The following is a 15,077-nucleotide window of genomic DNA, read 5'->3' as shown; positions in this document are numbered from 1 at the left end:
CCTGGGATACCAAACCCTGGCCCACAGCCGGGGACTCGAATCACTACCAACCCACACCGCCGCGTAGGACTCCAACAAAAAGTCCGCACACCCAAATAGCAGGTTTGAAGCTCCGAGTCTCGAATTCCACGTCTCGCGTTTTTCCGCTGGACCCAAAAATCCCAAAATCCCACCCACCAGGACAGCCAATCCCACTACCCCCATTGTTCACCCCACATTTGCCAACATATGTGACGGGGATTACTGTGATCCACATGACTATTGCAAACCTAATTCTCCGAGTGGCTAAGGCTACGTACCCCAGCGAAGGACTGAGAGACTGACCCCCTTCGCATGGGGAAGTAGTCGTTAGAACTCCAGCAACCTGGGTCGGTCCACAAAAGTACCCAACTACCGAAGGACCACGTAACAATGTTCACCCAAACGACCACCTCCCCGCGCACAGGTTTTCAACGTCATACCAACGAGCTAGCAGCGGACCCTTTCCAAGCACGATTCGGCCACAACCTGCCTAGCGATCTTCGTGAAGAAGCTCGGGGGATGTCCTGGCGGACGTTCACCGAAACTTACGCACCAACCAGTGCAATTCGAATTCACAACATGTTTTCCGAGCCACTTCCTGGCCACCGCTACAACTTCTTCACGAACATCACCACCATGCGCGGTCAACGTCGCATCACCCTCGGTCGCGATATTGAAGCGACCGGACCTATTTCCGCCTGCACCAACATTCTCGCTGAGATGAACTGCCCGATCGAGATCGTCAGCTTCCACCAGATGGATATTTTCGAGGCAACCGTCACCTTTGTTAAAGCAACGTTCCGCGGGACCACTGTCTGGGCTATGGGCTTTGGCCCGGATCGTGACAACTCGGGTGCTGCCGCTATGAGCTCCGCAGCGCACCGACTCCACGGCCACAAGTTCGTCTAAGACAAGTTCGTCTAAGACAAGTTCACTTAAAACAAGGTCAGCTAATTTTCTGTAAACTCGGTTGCATTGTCGCGCTCTCAGAGACGCCGGCAGTGCAACCTTTTTCTTTTTCGGGGAATCGCGGTTAGGCGTCGACGAGTGGCACGCCCGTGTCCAACCAACCGGAAACTAACCCAGGTGATTGTCCTTTTTCTAGCCCTCCTCATCAACGCTCTCATTGCCCCGCTGCTGGTGCAGAAGTTCGGGCGCGCCGCCTTTGGTGCGCTCGCGCTCACTCCCGCAGCTGGTTTCGTCTGGGTAGCCCGCCACCTTGGCGAAACCCACCAATCAAGCTACGAATGGATGCCCAGTACTCACCTCAATATTGAGTTGCGACTGGATCCGCTGGCCAGCCTGTTCAGCTTGATCATTCTCGGCGTCGGCGCCCTAGTCCTGCTTTATTGTTGGGGCTATTTCAGCCAGGCGCCACGGCGCCTCGGCGCCTTCGCAGCTGAGATGGCAGCGTTCACCATGGCGATGTTTGGTCTGGTGATTTCCGACAACCTGCTGCTCATGTTCGTCTTTTGGGAAATCACCTCTGTGCTGTCTTTCCTGCTGGTCGGGTATTACTCGGAACGGGCGTCGTCAAGGCGCAGTGCCGGGCAGGCGCTGATGGTCACCACGTTGGGTGGCCTGGCGATGCTGGTGGGCATCATCATGCTCGGCTACGGGGCGGGGACTTGGACGCTGTCTGCGCTCGCCGAAGGCCCGGCGGTCGCGAGCACCCCGTACCTGACCACAGCGGCGGTGTTGATCCTGGTAGGTGCGCTATCCAAGTCCGCAATCGCCCCGATGCACTTTTGGCTGCCCGGCGCGATGGCCGCGCCGACCCCGGTGAGTGCCTACCTGCACTCCGCAGCAATGGTGAAGGCCGGCATTTATCTGGTGGCGCGCCTGGCTCCCGAGCTGGCGCACCTTCCCACGTGGCACCTGGTGGTGATCCCGTTTGGGCTGTTCACCATGCTGATGGCGGGTTGGATGGCGCTGCGCCAGAAGGATCTCAAGCTGATTTTGGCGTACGGCACGCTCTCCCAGCTGGGGTTCATCATGACGTTGGTGGGCATCGGTTCCCGGGAAGCGCTGATGGCTGGGCTGGCGCTGACGGTGGGCCACGCGCTGTTTAAGGCAGCGCTGTTCATGGTGGTGGGCGCGATTGATCATGCGACGGGGACGCGTGATGTCCGCAAGCTGTCGGGGCTCGGTCGCAAGCAGCCTGGTTTGGCGGTGATCGCCACGGTTTCGGCGGCGTCGATGGCGGGCCTGCCGCCCCTGGTGGGGTTTGTAGCGAAGGAAGCGGCGATCACTGCGGTGCTGCATGAGGAGTTGCTGGTGGGGATGCCGGGCCGGATGACGCTGACGGGCATCGTCCTCGGTTCTGTCCTGACCATGGCGTATTCGCTGTACTTCCTGTGGTCCGCCTTCGCCACCAAACCGGACTCCGGCTGCTCGGAGGCGGTGCGGGGGATGCACTCGGTGGGTTGGTGGTTGTGGTCGCCACCTGCGCTGCTCACGGGAGGTAGCGTGGTGGCAGGGCTCGCGCCGCAGCTTATCGACGCCCCAATCACCCATCACTTGTCCACCATCTACCCTGATGAGCCCGCCTCCCACCTCGCCTTGTGGCATGGTTTCACGGTTCCGCTGGCCATCACGGCCGTGATTATCACCGCTGGTGTTGTGATGCATTGGCAGCGGCGCGTGCTAGCCGGACTGCACTTTTCCCAGCCGGCGCTGGGCAGTGCGAACGCTGCCTATGACAGGGTGCTTGAGGCGCTGCGGACAGTGTCGCTGAAGATCACGGCGAATACCCAGCGTGGTTCGCTGCCGATCAACGAGGCCATCATTTTGCTGACTTTAGTGCTGTTGCCGCTGGTGGCATTGATTACTGGGCAACGGACGAATGTGCGCATGGAGCTGTGGGACACCCCGTTGCAAGGCGTGATTGCCGTTATTGTAATCATCGCGGCCATCGCGGTGACGGTACTGGATAACCGCATCTCGGCGCTGATCATGGTGGGGATGACGGGTTACGGCATTTCCATGATTTTCGCGCTGCATGGCGCCCCGGATTTGGCGCTGACGCAGCTACTCGTGGAAACCGTGTCCGTGGTGGTGTTCATGCTGGTGCTCCGTAAGTTTCCCGCGAGCCCTAAAATGCTGCCCAAAAGCAACTTCGTGCGTGCCCGGGCGTGGCTCTCCGTAGCGGTGGGTGTGTCCGTGATGGTGTTGGCGGTGTTCGCGATGAATGCCCGCACCACCCTCCCGGTGTCTATCTTCATCCCGGATTTGGCCAAGAACATCGGTCACGGAGCGAACGCGGTGAACGTGCTGTTGGTGGATATCCGCGCCTGGGACACCTTCGGCGAGATTTCGGTGCTGGTCGTTGTGGCCACGGGCGTGGCCTCTCTGGTGTATCGCACGAGGGATTTCTCGCGTTCGTCGCGACGCCCCACGCTACAAGCCGAGGGCGGCCGGTGGCTCGCCACCTCCGTGGATGATCGCACCCGGAATCGGTCCCTCATGATCGATGTGGCCACCCGGCTGCTGTTCCCGTCGATGCTCGCGCTCAGCGCCTACTTCTTCTTCGCAGGTCACAATGGGCCGGGCGGCGGTTTCGCCGGTGGCCTCGTCGCTGCCCTCGCGTTCACACTGCGTTATCTGGCAGGTGGCCGACGCGAGCTGGAAGTAGCGCTACCGATCGATCCATCGAAGCTGCTGGGCGTAGGCCTGTTGCTGGCAGCGACCGCCACCATCGCGCCCCTGTTCTTCGGGATGCCGCCACTGACCAGCCACTACTGGGAGCTCCAGCTACCGCTGATCGGCCACATGGCCGTGGTCACGCCGCTGCTTTTCGACGCCGGTGTGTACCTCATCGTCATCGGACTGATCCTCCACATACTGGGTAGCCTCGGCGCCCGCTTGGATAAAGACGAGGAAGTGCGTAAACAGCGCGCCCGGGAGCGTCGCAATCGACTACAGAGTAAGGACGTGTAAGAACAATGGTTGCTAATTTCGCCCTACTCACCGCCGCGGCGGTCCTGGTCGCCTGTGGCGTCTACCTGGTCCTTGAACGAGCCATCACCAGGATGCTTATGGGGTTGCTGCTCATGGGCAACGGCGCCAATCTGCTCATCCTCACGGCAGGCGGTGGCGCCGGGGCGCCGCCGATCAAGGGGCGCGAATCTGCGGTGAATGCCGTCGACGCGGACCCACTGGCCCAAGCGATGATCCTCACTGCCATTGTGATTTCGATGGCGATGACCGCGTTCATCCTGGCCCTGGCTTATCGCCAGTATCAATACCGCACGGCCGATATTCTGCAGGACGATACGGAGGATACGGTCGTCGCAAAGCGGCCTGCTACTGCCTCCGCCGCACCTGACCACGACCTTTCCGACGACCCAACCACCGGCCACCCGACGCACACCGGCGACGCGTTCGGGCCCGCGTCCTTCGAACAACCTTTGCAGGGAGACACCGATGATTGATTCCCTCATCCTATGGCTGCTTCCCGCGCTGCCCTACCTGATTGCGCTGCCGATCATCGTGCCCGCCACGGCGGCGGCCTTGGTGCTCGTCTTCGGCCGGTTCCACAACCTGCAACGCGTGATCGCCCTCGGGGCGCTGTTCGCGCTGATCGTGCTCTGTACGCTGCTCGTGGTGCTGGTCGATTTCTCCGGGATTCATACCCTGCAAATCGGCGGGTGGGACACCCCGGTTGGCATCACCCTCGTGGCTGACCGACTCGCCACGATCATGCTGGCGGTGTCCTCCCTCGTGCTGTTCTGCGTGATGTGGTACGCGATCGGCCAGGGCCTCCGCGACGGTACCGACGACGAACCCGTCGCTGTGTTCCTCCCCGCATACCTGCTGCTCACGATGGGGGTGAACCTGGCGTTCCTGGCGGGCGACCTGTTCAACCTCTACGTCGGGTTCGAGGTGCTGCTGGTGTCCTCGTACGTGCTGCTCACGCTGGGGGCCTCGCCGAGCCGCGTGCGTGCTGGTGTGTCCTACGTGATGGTCTCGATGCTCAGCTCGATCGTGTTCCTCTTCGCGCTGGGCCTGGTGTACGCGGCCGTAGGAACGATGAATATGGCGCAGATTTCGCAGCGTATGGCAGATGTCCCCTCTGGAACGCGCACCGCCATCTTCGCCGTTTTGCTCGTCGCTTTCGGCATCAAAGCCGCGGTGTTCCCGCTGTATTCCTGGCTACCAGACTCCTACCCCACCGCTCCGGCACTGGTCACCGCCGTGTTCGCCGGTCTGCTGACCAAGGTGGGCGTGTACTCTATCATCCGCGCCCGCTACGTCCTGTTCATCGATGGTCGCCTCGACACCGTGCTGATGTGGGCGGGGCTGCTCACCATGATCGTGGGCATCCTCGGTGCGATGGCACAAAATGACATCAAACGTCTGCTGTCGTTCACGCTGGTCAGCCACATCGGCTACATGATCATGGGCATTTCTTTCGCTTCCGCTCACGGGCTGGCCGGTGCCATGTTCTACGCCGTCCACCACATTTTGGTGCAAACCGCGCTGTTCCTGGTCGTTGGCCTCATCGAGCGCCAAGCCGGATCGTCCTCGCTCCGCTCGCTGGGGTCGCTGGCGTATGCGTCTCCGGTGCTCGCGATGTTGTACCTGATCCCGGCCCTCAACTTGGGAGGCATCCCACCGTTCTCGGGGTTCCTGGGCAAGGTGATTTTGGTGGAAGCGGCCGCCGAACATGGCGGCACCATGGCCTGGGTGTTGGTCGGCGGCGCGGTCGTGACGTCCCTGCTCACCCTGTACACGATGGTGCTGGTGTGGTCGAAGGCATTTTGGCGCGACCGTGCCGACGCCCCCGACGGCCAACTCGCCACCGCACGCCCCACCCCGCTATCCGATGTGCAGGACATGGTGCACATCGACGAGCGTGTCGACGTCGGCCGCATGCCAGTGGGCATGGTGGCCCCCACCGCAGTGCTGGTCGCGGCGTCACTGGCGGTGACGGTGCTGGCTGGCCCGCTTTCTGGGGTGGCCACACGTTCGGCCACCGCCTCCCTCGACGTCACGCAGTATCGCACCGCCGTCCTCGGCACCGACGATAGTGCCCCAGGCAGAACCGCATCCCTGTCCCAGGAGATACAGCCATGATCTCTGGTATTCAGCGTCGGTTCCGTCCCATGACCATCCTGTGGCTCACCCTCATGTGGTGCCTGCTCTACGGGGAATTTTCCTGGGCCAACATCTTGGGCGGTATGGCCGTGGGTACCCTCATTGTGCTGCTGTTTCCGCTGCCTGCGCTCCCGGTTTCCGGTATGCGCATCCGCTGGCTTTCCCTGGCAGAACTGATCGTTTTCTTCTGCTGGGATCTGCTAATGTCCTCGGTTCGGGTGAGTGTCCTGGCGCTGCGCCCTGCTCCCCAGCCACCGGCAGCGATTGTGAAAGTGCCGATGCGGGTGCAGGAAGACTTCGTGCTGTCGCTAGCGATCTCGCTGCTCAACCTCACCCCAGGCGGCGCGGTCATGGAAGTAGACATCGCGTCCCGCATCCTCACCATGCACATCCTGGACGCCCGTTCCACCGCCGAGCTAGATCGCAGCTTGCGGGGTATCGCGGAGCTGGAACGCCGCCTGATCCGCACGTTTGAAATGGAGGTCTAACGCCGTGGACTCATCCCTTTACAATCTGTTCCTCACCATCGCCGCCTGCGGTTTTGCGGTGGCCTTCTTCATCAACGGCTACCGACTGCTAGCCGGCCCCAACTCCCTCGACCGGCTGCTCAGCTTGGACGCCACGGTAGCGATGATCCAGTGTGCCCTCGCCCTGTACATCTGCTGGACCCTGGACACCACGGTCTCCAACGCGATGATGGTGGTGGCACTACTCGGCTTCATCTCTTCGGTGGCCGTAACCCGTTTCCGGAAGAAGGACGCATGATGAACCTCCTGTTCGACATCGCCTCGCTGGTCTGCATTTTCGGCGGCACGATCCTAGTGTTGGCCACCGCCGTCGGCATGGCCCGCTTCCGCGATACGCTCTCCCGCCTGCATTCCGTGACCAAACCACAAACGCTGGGCTTGATCCTCACCGTGCTCGGCGCGCTGCTCCGCCTCCTCGGTTCGGGTGAACTCACGCCCGGCAACAAAGGCGACATGGGCGCGCTCGTCCTGGTGATCCTGTTTGCGCTGCTCACCGCCCCAGTGGTCGGCCAGCGTATCGGGCGCATCGCCCGGCGCGAGCAGCTTTACGACGCCGACCACCTCATGCGCAACGACACCGCACGCTAGGGGCGCCACTCCTCCAATTCGGTGCACGCCAAGTCCACAACGGTGCCCCAGTTTCCGGTGCGTTCGAACTCGGCACGCTGCCTCTGGTAGGCAGCGCCGCCTGCCATGATTTCCCGCACGTAGCCCAGTTCCTTGGCGCAGCCCAGCTTCTCCGCGATGGGTGCGAGCACGCTGAGCAGCAACTCAAGATCCTCGGTGACCAGCACTTCGTCGGTATCGCGAGTGGTGATAATGATGGCGTCCATCCCGTAGCGGGCGGCGCGCCACTTATTTTCGTTGTTGTGCCATTGCTGCAGGCTCGGCAGGGTGTCTCCTGCGGAGAGCAGATCGTCGTAGTACACGATCAGGCAGTGGGTCAGGGCTGCGATGGCTGCGAGTTCCCGCAGGTTAGTGGGGGCATCGGAGAAGCGCACCTCGATGGTTCCCCACTTTTCCGCAGGGCGAATGTCCAGGTGCATGGAGCCATCGTGGTCGATCACGCCGGATTTCTTCTGATCCGCCACGAAGGAAGACCACTCGTCCCAGTCCTTAAAGTCGTATGGGATTCCGGCAGTGGGTAGTTGCTGGTACAGCATCGTGCGGTTCGACGCGTACCCGGTGTCGCGTCCGGCCCATCCTGGGGAGCTGGCGGATAGGGCAAGTAGGTGCGGGTATTTGGTCATCATGGCGTTGATGATCGGCCAAACCCGGTCCGCTGAGGCGATTCCCACATGGATGTGGACGCCCCAGATGAGCATTTGCTTTCCCCAGTACTGGGTGCGTTCCAAGATCTCGTTGTAGTGGGACTTGTCCGAGACTTGCTGCTGTTCTGAGTTTGCAAAAGGGTGCGAGCCGCTGGCCCACAGCCGGGCGCCGTGTCGCTCTGCGGCGTCGCGGACGGCGGACAGGCCGTCGGAAAGCTGCGTGATGGCGTCGCCGACGGTCTCGCAGACGCCGGTGACCAGCTCGACGGTGTTGGAGAGGAACTCGCGTTCGACGCGGACGTCGAGGTCTTTATCGGAGAGTTCTGCGATGACCTCGTCCGCCAGTGGCACAAGATCGCGGGTGTCGGGGTCGATCAGCGCGATTTCCCATTCCACACCCAAGGTGTGGTTCTGTGTTTGGGCAAACTCAATGGCCATGCCACTGAGTTTAGCGGTTGAGGTCCTCGGTAATCACCACAACCACGCCCGCTGGCTTGTCTTTCAGAGCCTCGATGCGCGGTGCGGCTTTGATCTGGAGCTCCTGGGCGATCTTCTCCGCAGCTCGCTGCTCTGCCGCGTTGCCCGGAGTGTAATAGGCCACAGATTCCGGCAGGATCTCCTCAGGGAAGTTGCCGGACTCCACATCCGGGTAGCCCTTGCTCTTCAGGTTGTCGGCTACTCGATTCGCCAGGCCCTGCACGGTGGAGTTATTGAGGGCGAAAACCTTTGGGGTTTCCGCTTCCCCCGCCTCCGGCGCCGCAGGCGCTGCAGGTGTCGCTGGTGCTTCGGCGGCAGGAACTGGTGCAGCGGGAGTAGGCGCTCCGGGTGCCGGAGCGGCTGGGGCTGGGGCTGGTTGCTGCTGCGTGGTTTCCTGGCTGACTACAACATCGTCGCTGCCAGTGTTGGTCATTGAGTACACGCCCCATGCCAGCAAGGCGACGGCTACCGCGAGGATGATCATGGCAATGCCACGGATCGGCAAGCCGGCGGACTTTGAGGAAGTTTCATTCGTAGACACGAGTCACATCCTACACTTCAGTCACATTACTTTCGGAGATTGGCGCGCTGATTCCGCACATTCCCCAACCTGTGAATGAGCACCGGATACTCCGCCAGCGCAGCAGGCACATCAATGAGCGTATTCAACCGGTGGTAGTACCGCACCGGAGTGATCCCCAACTCCGAACGGATCGCCTCCTCCTTCACCCCAATGTTCGCGGGCGCACGGGACTCAAACTCCAAGATCGCGCGATCGAATTCACCAAGCTCATCTGCCATGTTGTCCAGGGTATATTCTTTTAACTATGACAGTTCGTCCCATCGTCATCCACGGCGACCCAGTGCTCCACAACCCCACCGCCCCAGTCACGGAAACCCCTGATGAACTGGCGGAACTCATCGCGGACATGTACGAGACCATGGATCGCGCGCACGGCGTCGGCCTCGCAGCGAACCAAATCGGCGTCGGCAAACGCCTCTTCGTCTACAACTGCCCCGACGTAGAGGGGCCTGACGGCACCCTGAAATCTGAGGAAGAAATCAAGGCCCAGGGCGGCGAGTTCCGCCGCGGCTGCGTGATCAACCCAGTACTGGAAACCTCCGAAATCCCAGAAACCATGCCCAACGACGACGGCTCCGAAGACGAAGGCTGCCTCTCCGTACCAGGAGAAACCTTCCCCACCGGCCGGGCCAATTGGGCACGCGTCACCGGCACCGACGAACACGGCAACCCCGTCACCGTCGAAGGCTATGGGTTTTTCGCCCGCTGCCTCCAGCACGAGGTCGGCCACCTCGACGGCTACGTCTACACCGACACCCTCATCGGCCGCTGGAAACGACTAGCCAAAAAGACCATTAAGGCCAACGGCTGGACCACCGAGGGCCTAACCTGGACCCCTGGCGTAGATGAGGACCCATTTGGGCACGACGACTAACCCGAAAGTAGGCGACCGCGTCATCGTCCGTCGCCGCCTGCCAGACACGCCAGGGCACCTTACCGACGTCATTGGCCACGTACTCTCCACCACCCCACTGATCGTGCGCCCGCAATCCGTCGGCGGTTTCGCCTCCACCGCTGACGCCGTGGAAATCCCTGCCGAGCTGATCCAGGTGGTGAAAGTGCTGCCGCCGCGCCGGGTACGCAACTCCGATATTCGCGCTGTGGAGACCGCCACCGCGATGGCTTTCCCCGGGATCGAACACGTCTGGCAGGACGGTTGGCTACTCCGCGCCGGCGACGGCATCACCGAACGCTCCAACTCCGCCGCCCCGCTCGGCAGCTCCGCGGGACTCACCCCAGTCCCAATGGCGGCTATCCAGGAGTTTTATGATCGCCACAATCTGCCCGTGCAGCTGCTGATCCCCGACCGCATCGGCAACTCCGCGTTGCAATTCGCCCGCACGCACGGCTGGAGCTTCGGCCCGGACATCGTGGTGATGACCCGCGAACTCTCCGACCCGGACCCCCTGCCCACCAAGATCCGCTTCGATATTCAGGACCAGCCCGACGAGGACTGGCTGAAGCTCTATCACTTCCGTGGCCAGCCCCTACCTGCCCACGCCCTGGAGCTGCTGCGCACCCAGATCGAAGGGCACATGTGCTTCGGGCGCATCCTCTCCGAAACCGGCGAGACCATCGCCATCACCCGTGGCACGCTCACCGAGACCCCCGACGGCCGCCGGTTCCTGGGCTACTCCGCAGTAGAAGTAGCACCCGCCTACCGACGCCAAGGCCTTGGCACCGCACTGGGCCAGCGCATGGTGAGCTGGGGCATCGAACACGGTGCCACCGACGCTTACCTGCAGGTCCTGGCCTCCAACGACGCCGGAATCGGCCTATACGAGAAGCTCGGCTTCGTGGAGCACCACCGGCACCGGTACGCTAGCCCAGCTTCTTAACCACCCTGATGCGGGAGAATCGGTCATGTGGCGCCACCCCGAAAGCATCCGCCTTGGCCGCTCCCGCAAACCACAGCCCCACCCCGAGCGCCGCGACTGGACCCGCGATGGGGATCATCGGGATGAGCAGCCACAGGTTGCGTCGTCCCGCTTGCAGGGCGTCTACTGGGGTGTCCGCGGGCCCCACTACCCGCAGCCCCATCAGCCGTTTACCGATGGACCCGCCGACGGTGTCCAGGAGAGTCTGCCAACAGTAGAACGCAACCGGGAGCACGAACACCCCGGCGAGGAACCATCCCTGCGCAAACGCGATCGATAGTCCCAACAACATCGTGACAAACATGCTGCTAAACAGGGCTACGTCAATGGCCAGCGCACCGACGCGAGCAGTAACCGGCGCATTGTCGATAGCTCGCTGTCCGGTGTTACGTCCCGGCAAAAACGCGCGGTACTTCTCGATTTCACCGTGCGCAATCGGTGGCTGTAGCGCATCACGGACTTCGCGTGCAAGACGCTGCCGCATTGGTTTAGCTTCCATGGTGGTTTGGCTCCTTCCCTATGGAGTTAACGCCCACTACCACCGTAAAAGTTCCACACTCCCCATGAGCCGGGTAGGTTTGTTGCTATGCGCATTGCCACCTGGAACGTCAACTCTGTGCGGACGCGAATCGACCGCGTCACCGAATTCTTAACCCGCCATGACATTGATGTGCTTGCCCTGCAAGAAACAAAAACCGCGGATAAGAACTTCCCGTACCAAGCGTTCACCGACCTGGGATATCAAGTCGCCCACTACGGCCTGCACCAGTGGAACGGCGTGGCCATCGCCTCCCGTGTTGGCCTCGAGGACGTGCGCACCCAGTTCCCCGACCAGCCCGGATTCCACAAAGACCCGGCCAAGCCGCAAGATGTGGAAGCACGAGCGATTAGTGCCGTGTGCGACGGGGTACGCATCTGGAGCCTGTACGTTCCTAATGGCCGCGAGATCGCCGACCCGCACTATGACTACAAGCTGCGCTGGCTGGGCGCCCTCGCCAACTATGTGGAAAATGAGCTGCGCGCCACCCCGGAGAGCCAGCTGGTGCTCGTGGGGGATTTCAACATCGCTCCCCGCGACGAGGACGTGTGGGACATGGCCTTTTTCGAAGGGAAAACCCACGTCACCGACCCGGAACGTGTGGCATTTGAAAACCTCCTCGACGCCGGCCTAATCGAAGTCACCCGCGACTTCACCACAGGACAGTTCACGTACTGGGACTACCAGCAGATGCGGTTCCAGCGCGGGCAGGGGATGCGGATTGACTTCCAATTGGCGTCGAAAAGCGTGCGTGCGGTCAGCGCCCTTATCGACGCCGACGAACGCTCCACCACCGGCGCCTCCGACCATGCGCCTGTCATCGTGGATTACGAGACGGCCCGAATGGACGACGTGCGCTAAATGTTCGGGCTACATTTTTGGGATATCGGGCACTTCACCTGGTGGCAATCTGTCGGCATGGTGCTGGACTACAGCATTAAGATCCTCGCTATCGGCGTGGTTCCGGAAGGGCGTAAACCCGCGGCGTCCAGCGCATGGCTGCTCGCTATCTTGCTGATCCCGATCGTGGGACTGCCGCTGTTCCTCCTCATGGGTAGCCCGTACATCAACCGCAGGCGCCACCGCATCCAGCAGCAATCCGATGCGATGATCCGCGACGTGCAGGCTAACGTTCCGGACGTCCCACCCCACGCTACGCTCAGCCCCGAGCTGGAATCCATCATTCGCCTCAACCGGAGCCTTACCCGCTTGCCCGCCGTCACTGGCACGCACCATGGCCTGTATGCGGATTATGAAGCCTCCATCGCGGAAATGACCCGAGCGGTTGACGAGGCGACTGAGACAGTGCACGCGGAAATTTACATCGTCGCGTGGGATGAGACCACCGACCCGTTTTTCCGCGCCCTCGAGCGAGCCGTGCAGCGCGGCGTAAAAGTCCGACTCCTGTTCGACCACGTCGGCTCCTGGAAGTATCCCGGGTATCGAAAACTCGGCCGTCGTCTAGACGCCATCGGCATCGACTGGCACCTCACCCTGCCACTGCAACCGTGGAAATGGCGCTTCCGCCGACCGGACCTGCGCAACCACCGCAAAATGCTGCTTATCGACGGCTACCGCGGCTTCATCGGGTCCCAAAACATGATCGATTCCTCCTACCTCCTGCGCTCCAACCGACGCCGGGGCCTGCACTGGGTAGACACCATGGTGGAACTCAGCGGACCCGTCGTGTCCTCCATGGAGATGGTGTTTTCGGTCGACTGGTACTCGGAAAGCGGCGAGGCGCTTGCCCTACCCGAAACCGGATCCGGCCCCTCGCTGCCCGAAGAGAAAACTGACATCAACGTGCTGCAGCTTGTCCCTTCCGGCCCGGGCTACACCACCGAGCCGAACCTGAGGCTATTCAACTCCATCGTGCACCACGCCAAGGAACGCCTCGTCCTGTGCAGCCCGTACTTCATCCCCGACGAGACGCTGCTGGAATCCGTCATCACCGCCTGCTACCGGGGCGTGTCCGTGGAACTGTACGTCAACGAAAAGGGCGATCAGTTCATCGTGTCGCACGCCCAATCGAGCTATTACTCCGCATTGCTGGAGGCCGGAGTGAAAATCTACCGCTACCCCGCCCCCGCGATTTTGCATTCGAAGTTCATGATCGCGGACCCCTCATCTCCAGACGCTATCGGGGTGCTCGGATCCTCTAATCTGGACCAACGCAGCTTCGGGCTTAACTACGAAGTGTCGCTGCTGGTCGCACACGGCAACCTCATCGATGACCTCGCTGATCTCGCGCTTAAGTACCGGCAGCGTTCCACGCTGCTCACCGCTGAGGAATGGGCCAAGCGCCCCCTGGTCAAGCGGTACGTAGACAACGTCATGCGACTGACTTCTGCGCTGCAGTAGTGGTTGATAGGGATCTGTTTCGTGAGACAAATCCCTACGCCTTGGCCCGGAAAAACCCAGGTAAACCACTGGGATAGGCGAAGCGATTCGCATTCAAAAACAGATCGCTATCCAGAACCCAAAACAACAAAACTACCTGCTCGCCAGACGCAATCCCACTAAGCCAATCGTGGCGCAGCATGCCATGCCCATTGCCATCGACAGCCCAAAGTTACTACCGAGTACGACCAGTGGGCTGACGGTGCCAGCCACAACGAATTGGCACGCGCCCATAACCGCAGCTCCGGTTCCGGCGAGTGGTCGGACAGCGGAGGTGCCCAGGGCGGTGGCGTTGCCCATGATGAAGCCGATTTGGGAGATCGCCAGGAAGAGCACCGGCACCGCGAGCCACGGGTGCGGGCCAAAAAGCGAATCCACCAGCAAGATCACAGCGCATCCGAGCATCACTAGCAGGCCCCGGACCAGCAAGTTAAACGGCTCGGTGCGTTCCACAAGCTTTGAGTTGATAAACGATGACAAGGCAATGCCCACCGCATTGATACCGAAAATGATAGAGAACGCCCGAGGACTGAACCCCAGCTGATTTTGGAACAGATAGGGGGAGGCCGCAATGTAGGAAAACATGGTGCCGAACCCGAAAGCAAAAGCGAGTAAGTAACCTATAAATTCCCGGTTGCGCAGCACTGCCCCGAACCTGAAGCCACCGGTGGTCCGTTCCTCTGGCGGGCGGGATTCCCGGATGAGGAATACCGCCACTGCCAGCTGCGCGGCACTAATGCCGGCGAGCACCCAGAACAGGCCTCGCCACCCGATTGGTTCCAAAAGGAAGCCACCTAGGACGGGTGCGACCACCGGAGCTACACCTTGAATCATCATGAGCAGGGAAAATGCTTTCGCAACCGCGCTTCCCTCCGCCAGGTCCGATACCGTGGCTCGGGAAAGCACCACCCCGGAGCCCAATCCAGCGCCTTGCAAGAACCGGGCACAAACCAGCACGCCTATCGACGGCGATAGCGCACATGCCACGGCGCTGAGAGTTGCGAGTAGGGCTCCTCCCACCATGAGGCGGTGGCGGCCGTGGGCGTCGGAAAGCGGGCCAATGAAAAGCTGGCCCACCGCCATACCTGCCAGGAACCCAGTAAGGGTGAGCTGCATCAACGCCGGGGTGGTGCCCAGGTCCTCGGCGATGGCGGGCAATGCGGGGAGGTATACGTCGATACCAAACGGCCCGCCCGCGCTGAGCAGAGCGAGTCCCGAGAGCAAACCAGCACCAAAATATTGTTTACGCATCACAGAAAATACCATATCGTGTAGTCGGGTAAC

16 protein-coding genes are annotated in these 15,077 nt (G+C 61.5%); 11 read left to right on the top strand and 5 right to left on the bottom strand.

The annotated features are described in order from the left end of the window. The first annotated feature begins 411 nt into the window (after window positions 1–411). The 7 genes from ACZ6ZO_RS11070 to ACZ6ZO_RS11040 all read left to right on the top strand — a co-directional run bounded on the left by ACZ6ZO_RS11070 (window position 412) and on the right by ACZ6ZO_RS11040 (window position 7,235). Window positions 412–930: an acetyl-CoA acetyltransferase gene (locus ACZ6ZO_RS11070; protein ID WP_208768103.1), complete on the top strand. Its 519-nt coding sequence runs from the start codon at window positions 412–414 to the stop codon at window positions 928–930. Window positions 931–1,107: 177 nt separating this feature from the next. Beyond that, the gene (locus ACZ6ZO_RS11065; protein WP_465292647.1) at window positions 1,108–3,960 is read left to right on the top strand and encodes a Na+/H+ antiporter subunit A; all 2,853 of its coding nucleotides are present in this window, start codon (window positions 1,108–1,110) and stop codon (window positions 3,958–3,960) included. A gap of 5 nt (window positions 3,961–3,965) precedes the next feature. Then, window positions 3,966–4,454 carry a Na(+)/H(+) antiporter subunit C gene (locus ACZ6ZO_RS11060; RefSeq protein ID WP_465292645.1) on the top strand — a complete coding sequence of 163 codons (489 nt, stop codon included), beginning with the start codon at window positions 3,966–3,968 and terminating at the stop codon, window positions 4,452–4,454. Then, window positions 4,447–6,099 carry a Na+/H+ antiporter subunit D gene (locus ACZ6ZO_RS11055; RefSeq protein ID WP_465292643.1) on the top strand — a complete coding sequence of 551 codons (1,653 nt, stop codon included), beginning with the start codon at window positions 4,447–4,449 and terminating at the stop codon, window positions 6,097–6,099. Before ACZ6ZO_RS11060 ends, ACZ6ZO_RS11055 begins: the two co-directional genes overlap by 8 nt. Beyond that, complete coding sequence (locus ACZ6ZO_RS11050; protein WP_465292641.1) at window positions 6,096–6,608, top strand: Na+/H+ antiporter subunit E; 513 nt, start codon at window positions 6,096–6,098, stop codon at window positions 6,606–6,608. Before ACZ6ZO_RS11055 ends, ACZ6ZO_RS11050 begins: the two co-directional genes overlap by 4 nt. Window positions 6,609–6,612: 4 nt before the next feature. Continuing rightward, window positions 6,613–6,885 carry a monovalent cation/H+ antiporter complex subunit F gene (locus ACZ6ZO_RS11045; RefSeq protein WP_465292639.1) on the top strand — a complete coding sequence of 91 codons (273 nt, stop codon included), beginning with the start codon at window positions 6,613–6,615 and terminating at the stop codon, window positions 6,883–6,885. After that, window positions 6,882–7,235, top strand: a complete 354-nt coding sequence (locus ACZ6ZO_RS11040; protein WP_465292637.1) for a monovalent cation/H(+) antiporter subunit G — start codon at window positions 6,882–6,884, stop codon at window positions 7,233–7,235. The genes ACZ6ZO_RS11045 and ACZ6ZO_RS11040 overlap by 4 nt, the downstream gene beginning before the upstream one ends. Here the strand turns inward: ACZ6ZO_RS11040 and ACZ6ZO_RS11035 are convergent. The 3 genes from ACZ6ZO_RS11035 to ACZ6ZO_RS11025 are packed head-to-tail and all read right to left on the bottom strand — an operon-like array spanning window position 7,232 to window position 9,196. Next, window positions 7,232–8,356, bottom strand: a complete 1,125-nt coding sequence (locus ACZ6ZO_RS11035) for a glutamate--cysteine ligase (protein WP_465292635.1) — start codon at window positions 8,354–8,356, stop codon at window positions 7,232–7,234. The genes ACZ6ZO_RS11040 and ACZ6ZO_RS11035 overlap by 4 nt on opposite strands. 10 nt (window positions 8,357–8,366) lie before the next feature. Beyond that, the gene (locus ACZ6ZO_RS11030; protein WP_232843231.1) at window positions 8,367–8,936 is read right to left on the bottom strand and encodes a LytR C-terminal domain-containing protein; all 570 of its coding nucleotides are present in this window, start codon (window positions 8,934–8,936) and stop codon (window positions 8,367–8,369) included. A 26-nt stretch (window positions 8,937–8,962) separates the two neighbouring features. Further along, on the bottom strand, window positions 8,963–9,196 hold the full coding sequence (locus ACZ6ZO_RS11025) for a DUF3263 domain-containing protein (RefSeq protein ID WP_208768109.1): 234 nt from the start codon (window positions 9,194–9,196) through the stop codon (window positions 8,963–8,965). Between the two features lie 26 nt (window positions 9,197–9,222). On the opposite strand from ACZ6ZO_RS11025, the gene ACZ6ZO_RS11020 reads away from it, so the two are divergent. Both ACZ6ZO_RS11020 and ACZ6ZO_RS11015 read left to right on the top strand, forming a co-directional pair. After that, window positions 9,223–9,852 carry a peptide deformylase gene (locus tag ACZ6ZO_RS11020; protein ID WP_182385358.1) on the top strand — a complete coding sequence of 210 codons (630 nt, stop codon included), beginning with the start codon at window positions 9,223–9,225 and terminating at the stop codon, window positions 9,850–9,852. Next, window positions 9,824–10,816 carry an N-acetylglutamate synthase, CG3035 family gene (locus ACZ6ZO_RS11015; protein WP_465292632.1) on the top strand — a complete coding sequence of 331 codons (993 nt, stop codon included), beginning with the start codon at window positions 9,824–9,826 and terminating at the stop codon, window positions 10,814–10,816. Before ACZ6ZO_RS11020 ends, ACZ6ZO_RS11015 begins: the two co-directional genes overlap by 29 nt. Here ACZ6ZO_RS11015 and ACZ6ZO_RS11010 read toward each other — a convergent pair. Then, window positions 10,800–11,354: an RDD family protein gene (locus ACZ6ZO_RS11010; protein WP_182385356.1), complete on the bottom strand. Its 555-nt coding sequence runs from the start codon at window positions 11,352–11,354 to the stop codon at window positions 10,800–10,802. The genes ACZ6ZO_RS11015 and ACZ6ZO_RS11010 overlap by 17 nt on opposite strands. Window positions 11,355–11,441: 87 nt before the next feature. Between ACZ6ZO_RS11010 and ACZ6ZO_RS11005 the strand changes: the two genes are divergently transcribed. Both ACZ6ZO_RS11005 and cls read left to right on the top strand, forming a co-directional pair. After that, on the top strand, window positions 11,442–12,254 hold the full coding sequence (locus ACZ6ZO_RS11005; protein WP_182385355.1) for an exodeoxyribonuclease III: 813 nt from the start codon (window positions 11,442–11,444) through the stop codon (window positions 12,252–12,254). Next, window positions 12,255–13,754, top strand: a complete 1,500-nt coding sequence (cls, locus tag ACZ6ZO_RS11000) for a cardiolipin synthase (RefSeq protein ID WP_465292629.1) — start codon at window positions 12,255–12,257, stop codon at window positions 13,752–13,754. It begins immediately after the preceding gene. Window positions 13,755–13,886: 132 nt separating this feature from the next. Here cls and ACZ6ZO_RS10995 read toward each other — a convergent pair whose 3' ends face one another. Next, window positions 13,887–15,044 (bottom strand): multidrug effflux MFS transporter, encoded by a 1,158-nt coding sequence (locus ACZ6ZO_RS10995; RefSeq protein WP_465292627.1) that lies wholly within the window; start codon window positions 15,042–15,044, stop codon window positions 13,887–13,889. Window positions 15,045–15,077: the final 33 nt, after the last annotated feature.

Source organism: Corynebacterium sp. NPDC104732, assembly GCF_055583565.1.
The sequence above is the reverse complement of the archived record's forward strand: the minus strand, read 5'-3'. Positions and strand labels throughout refer to the sequence as shown.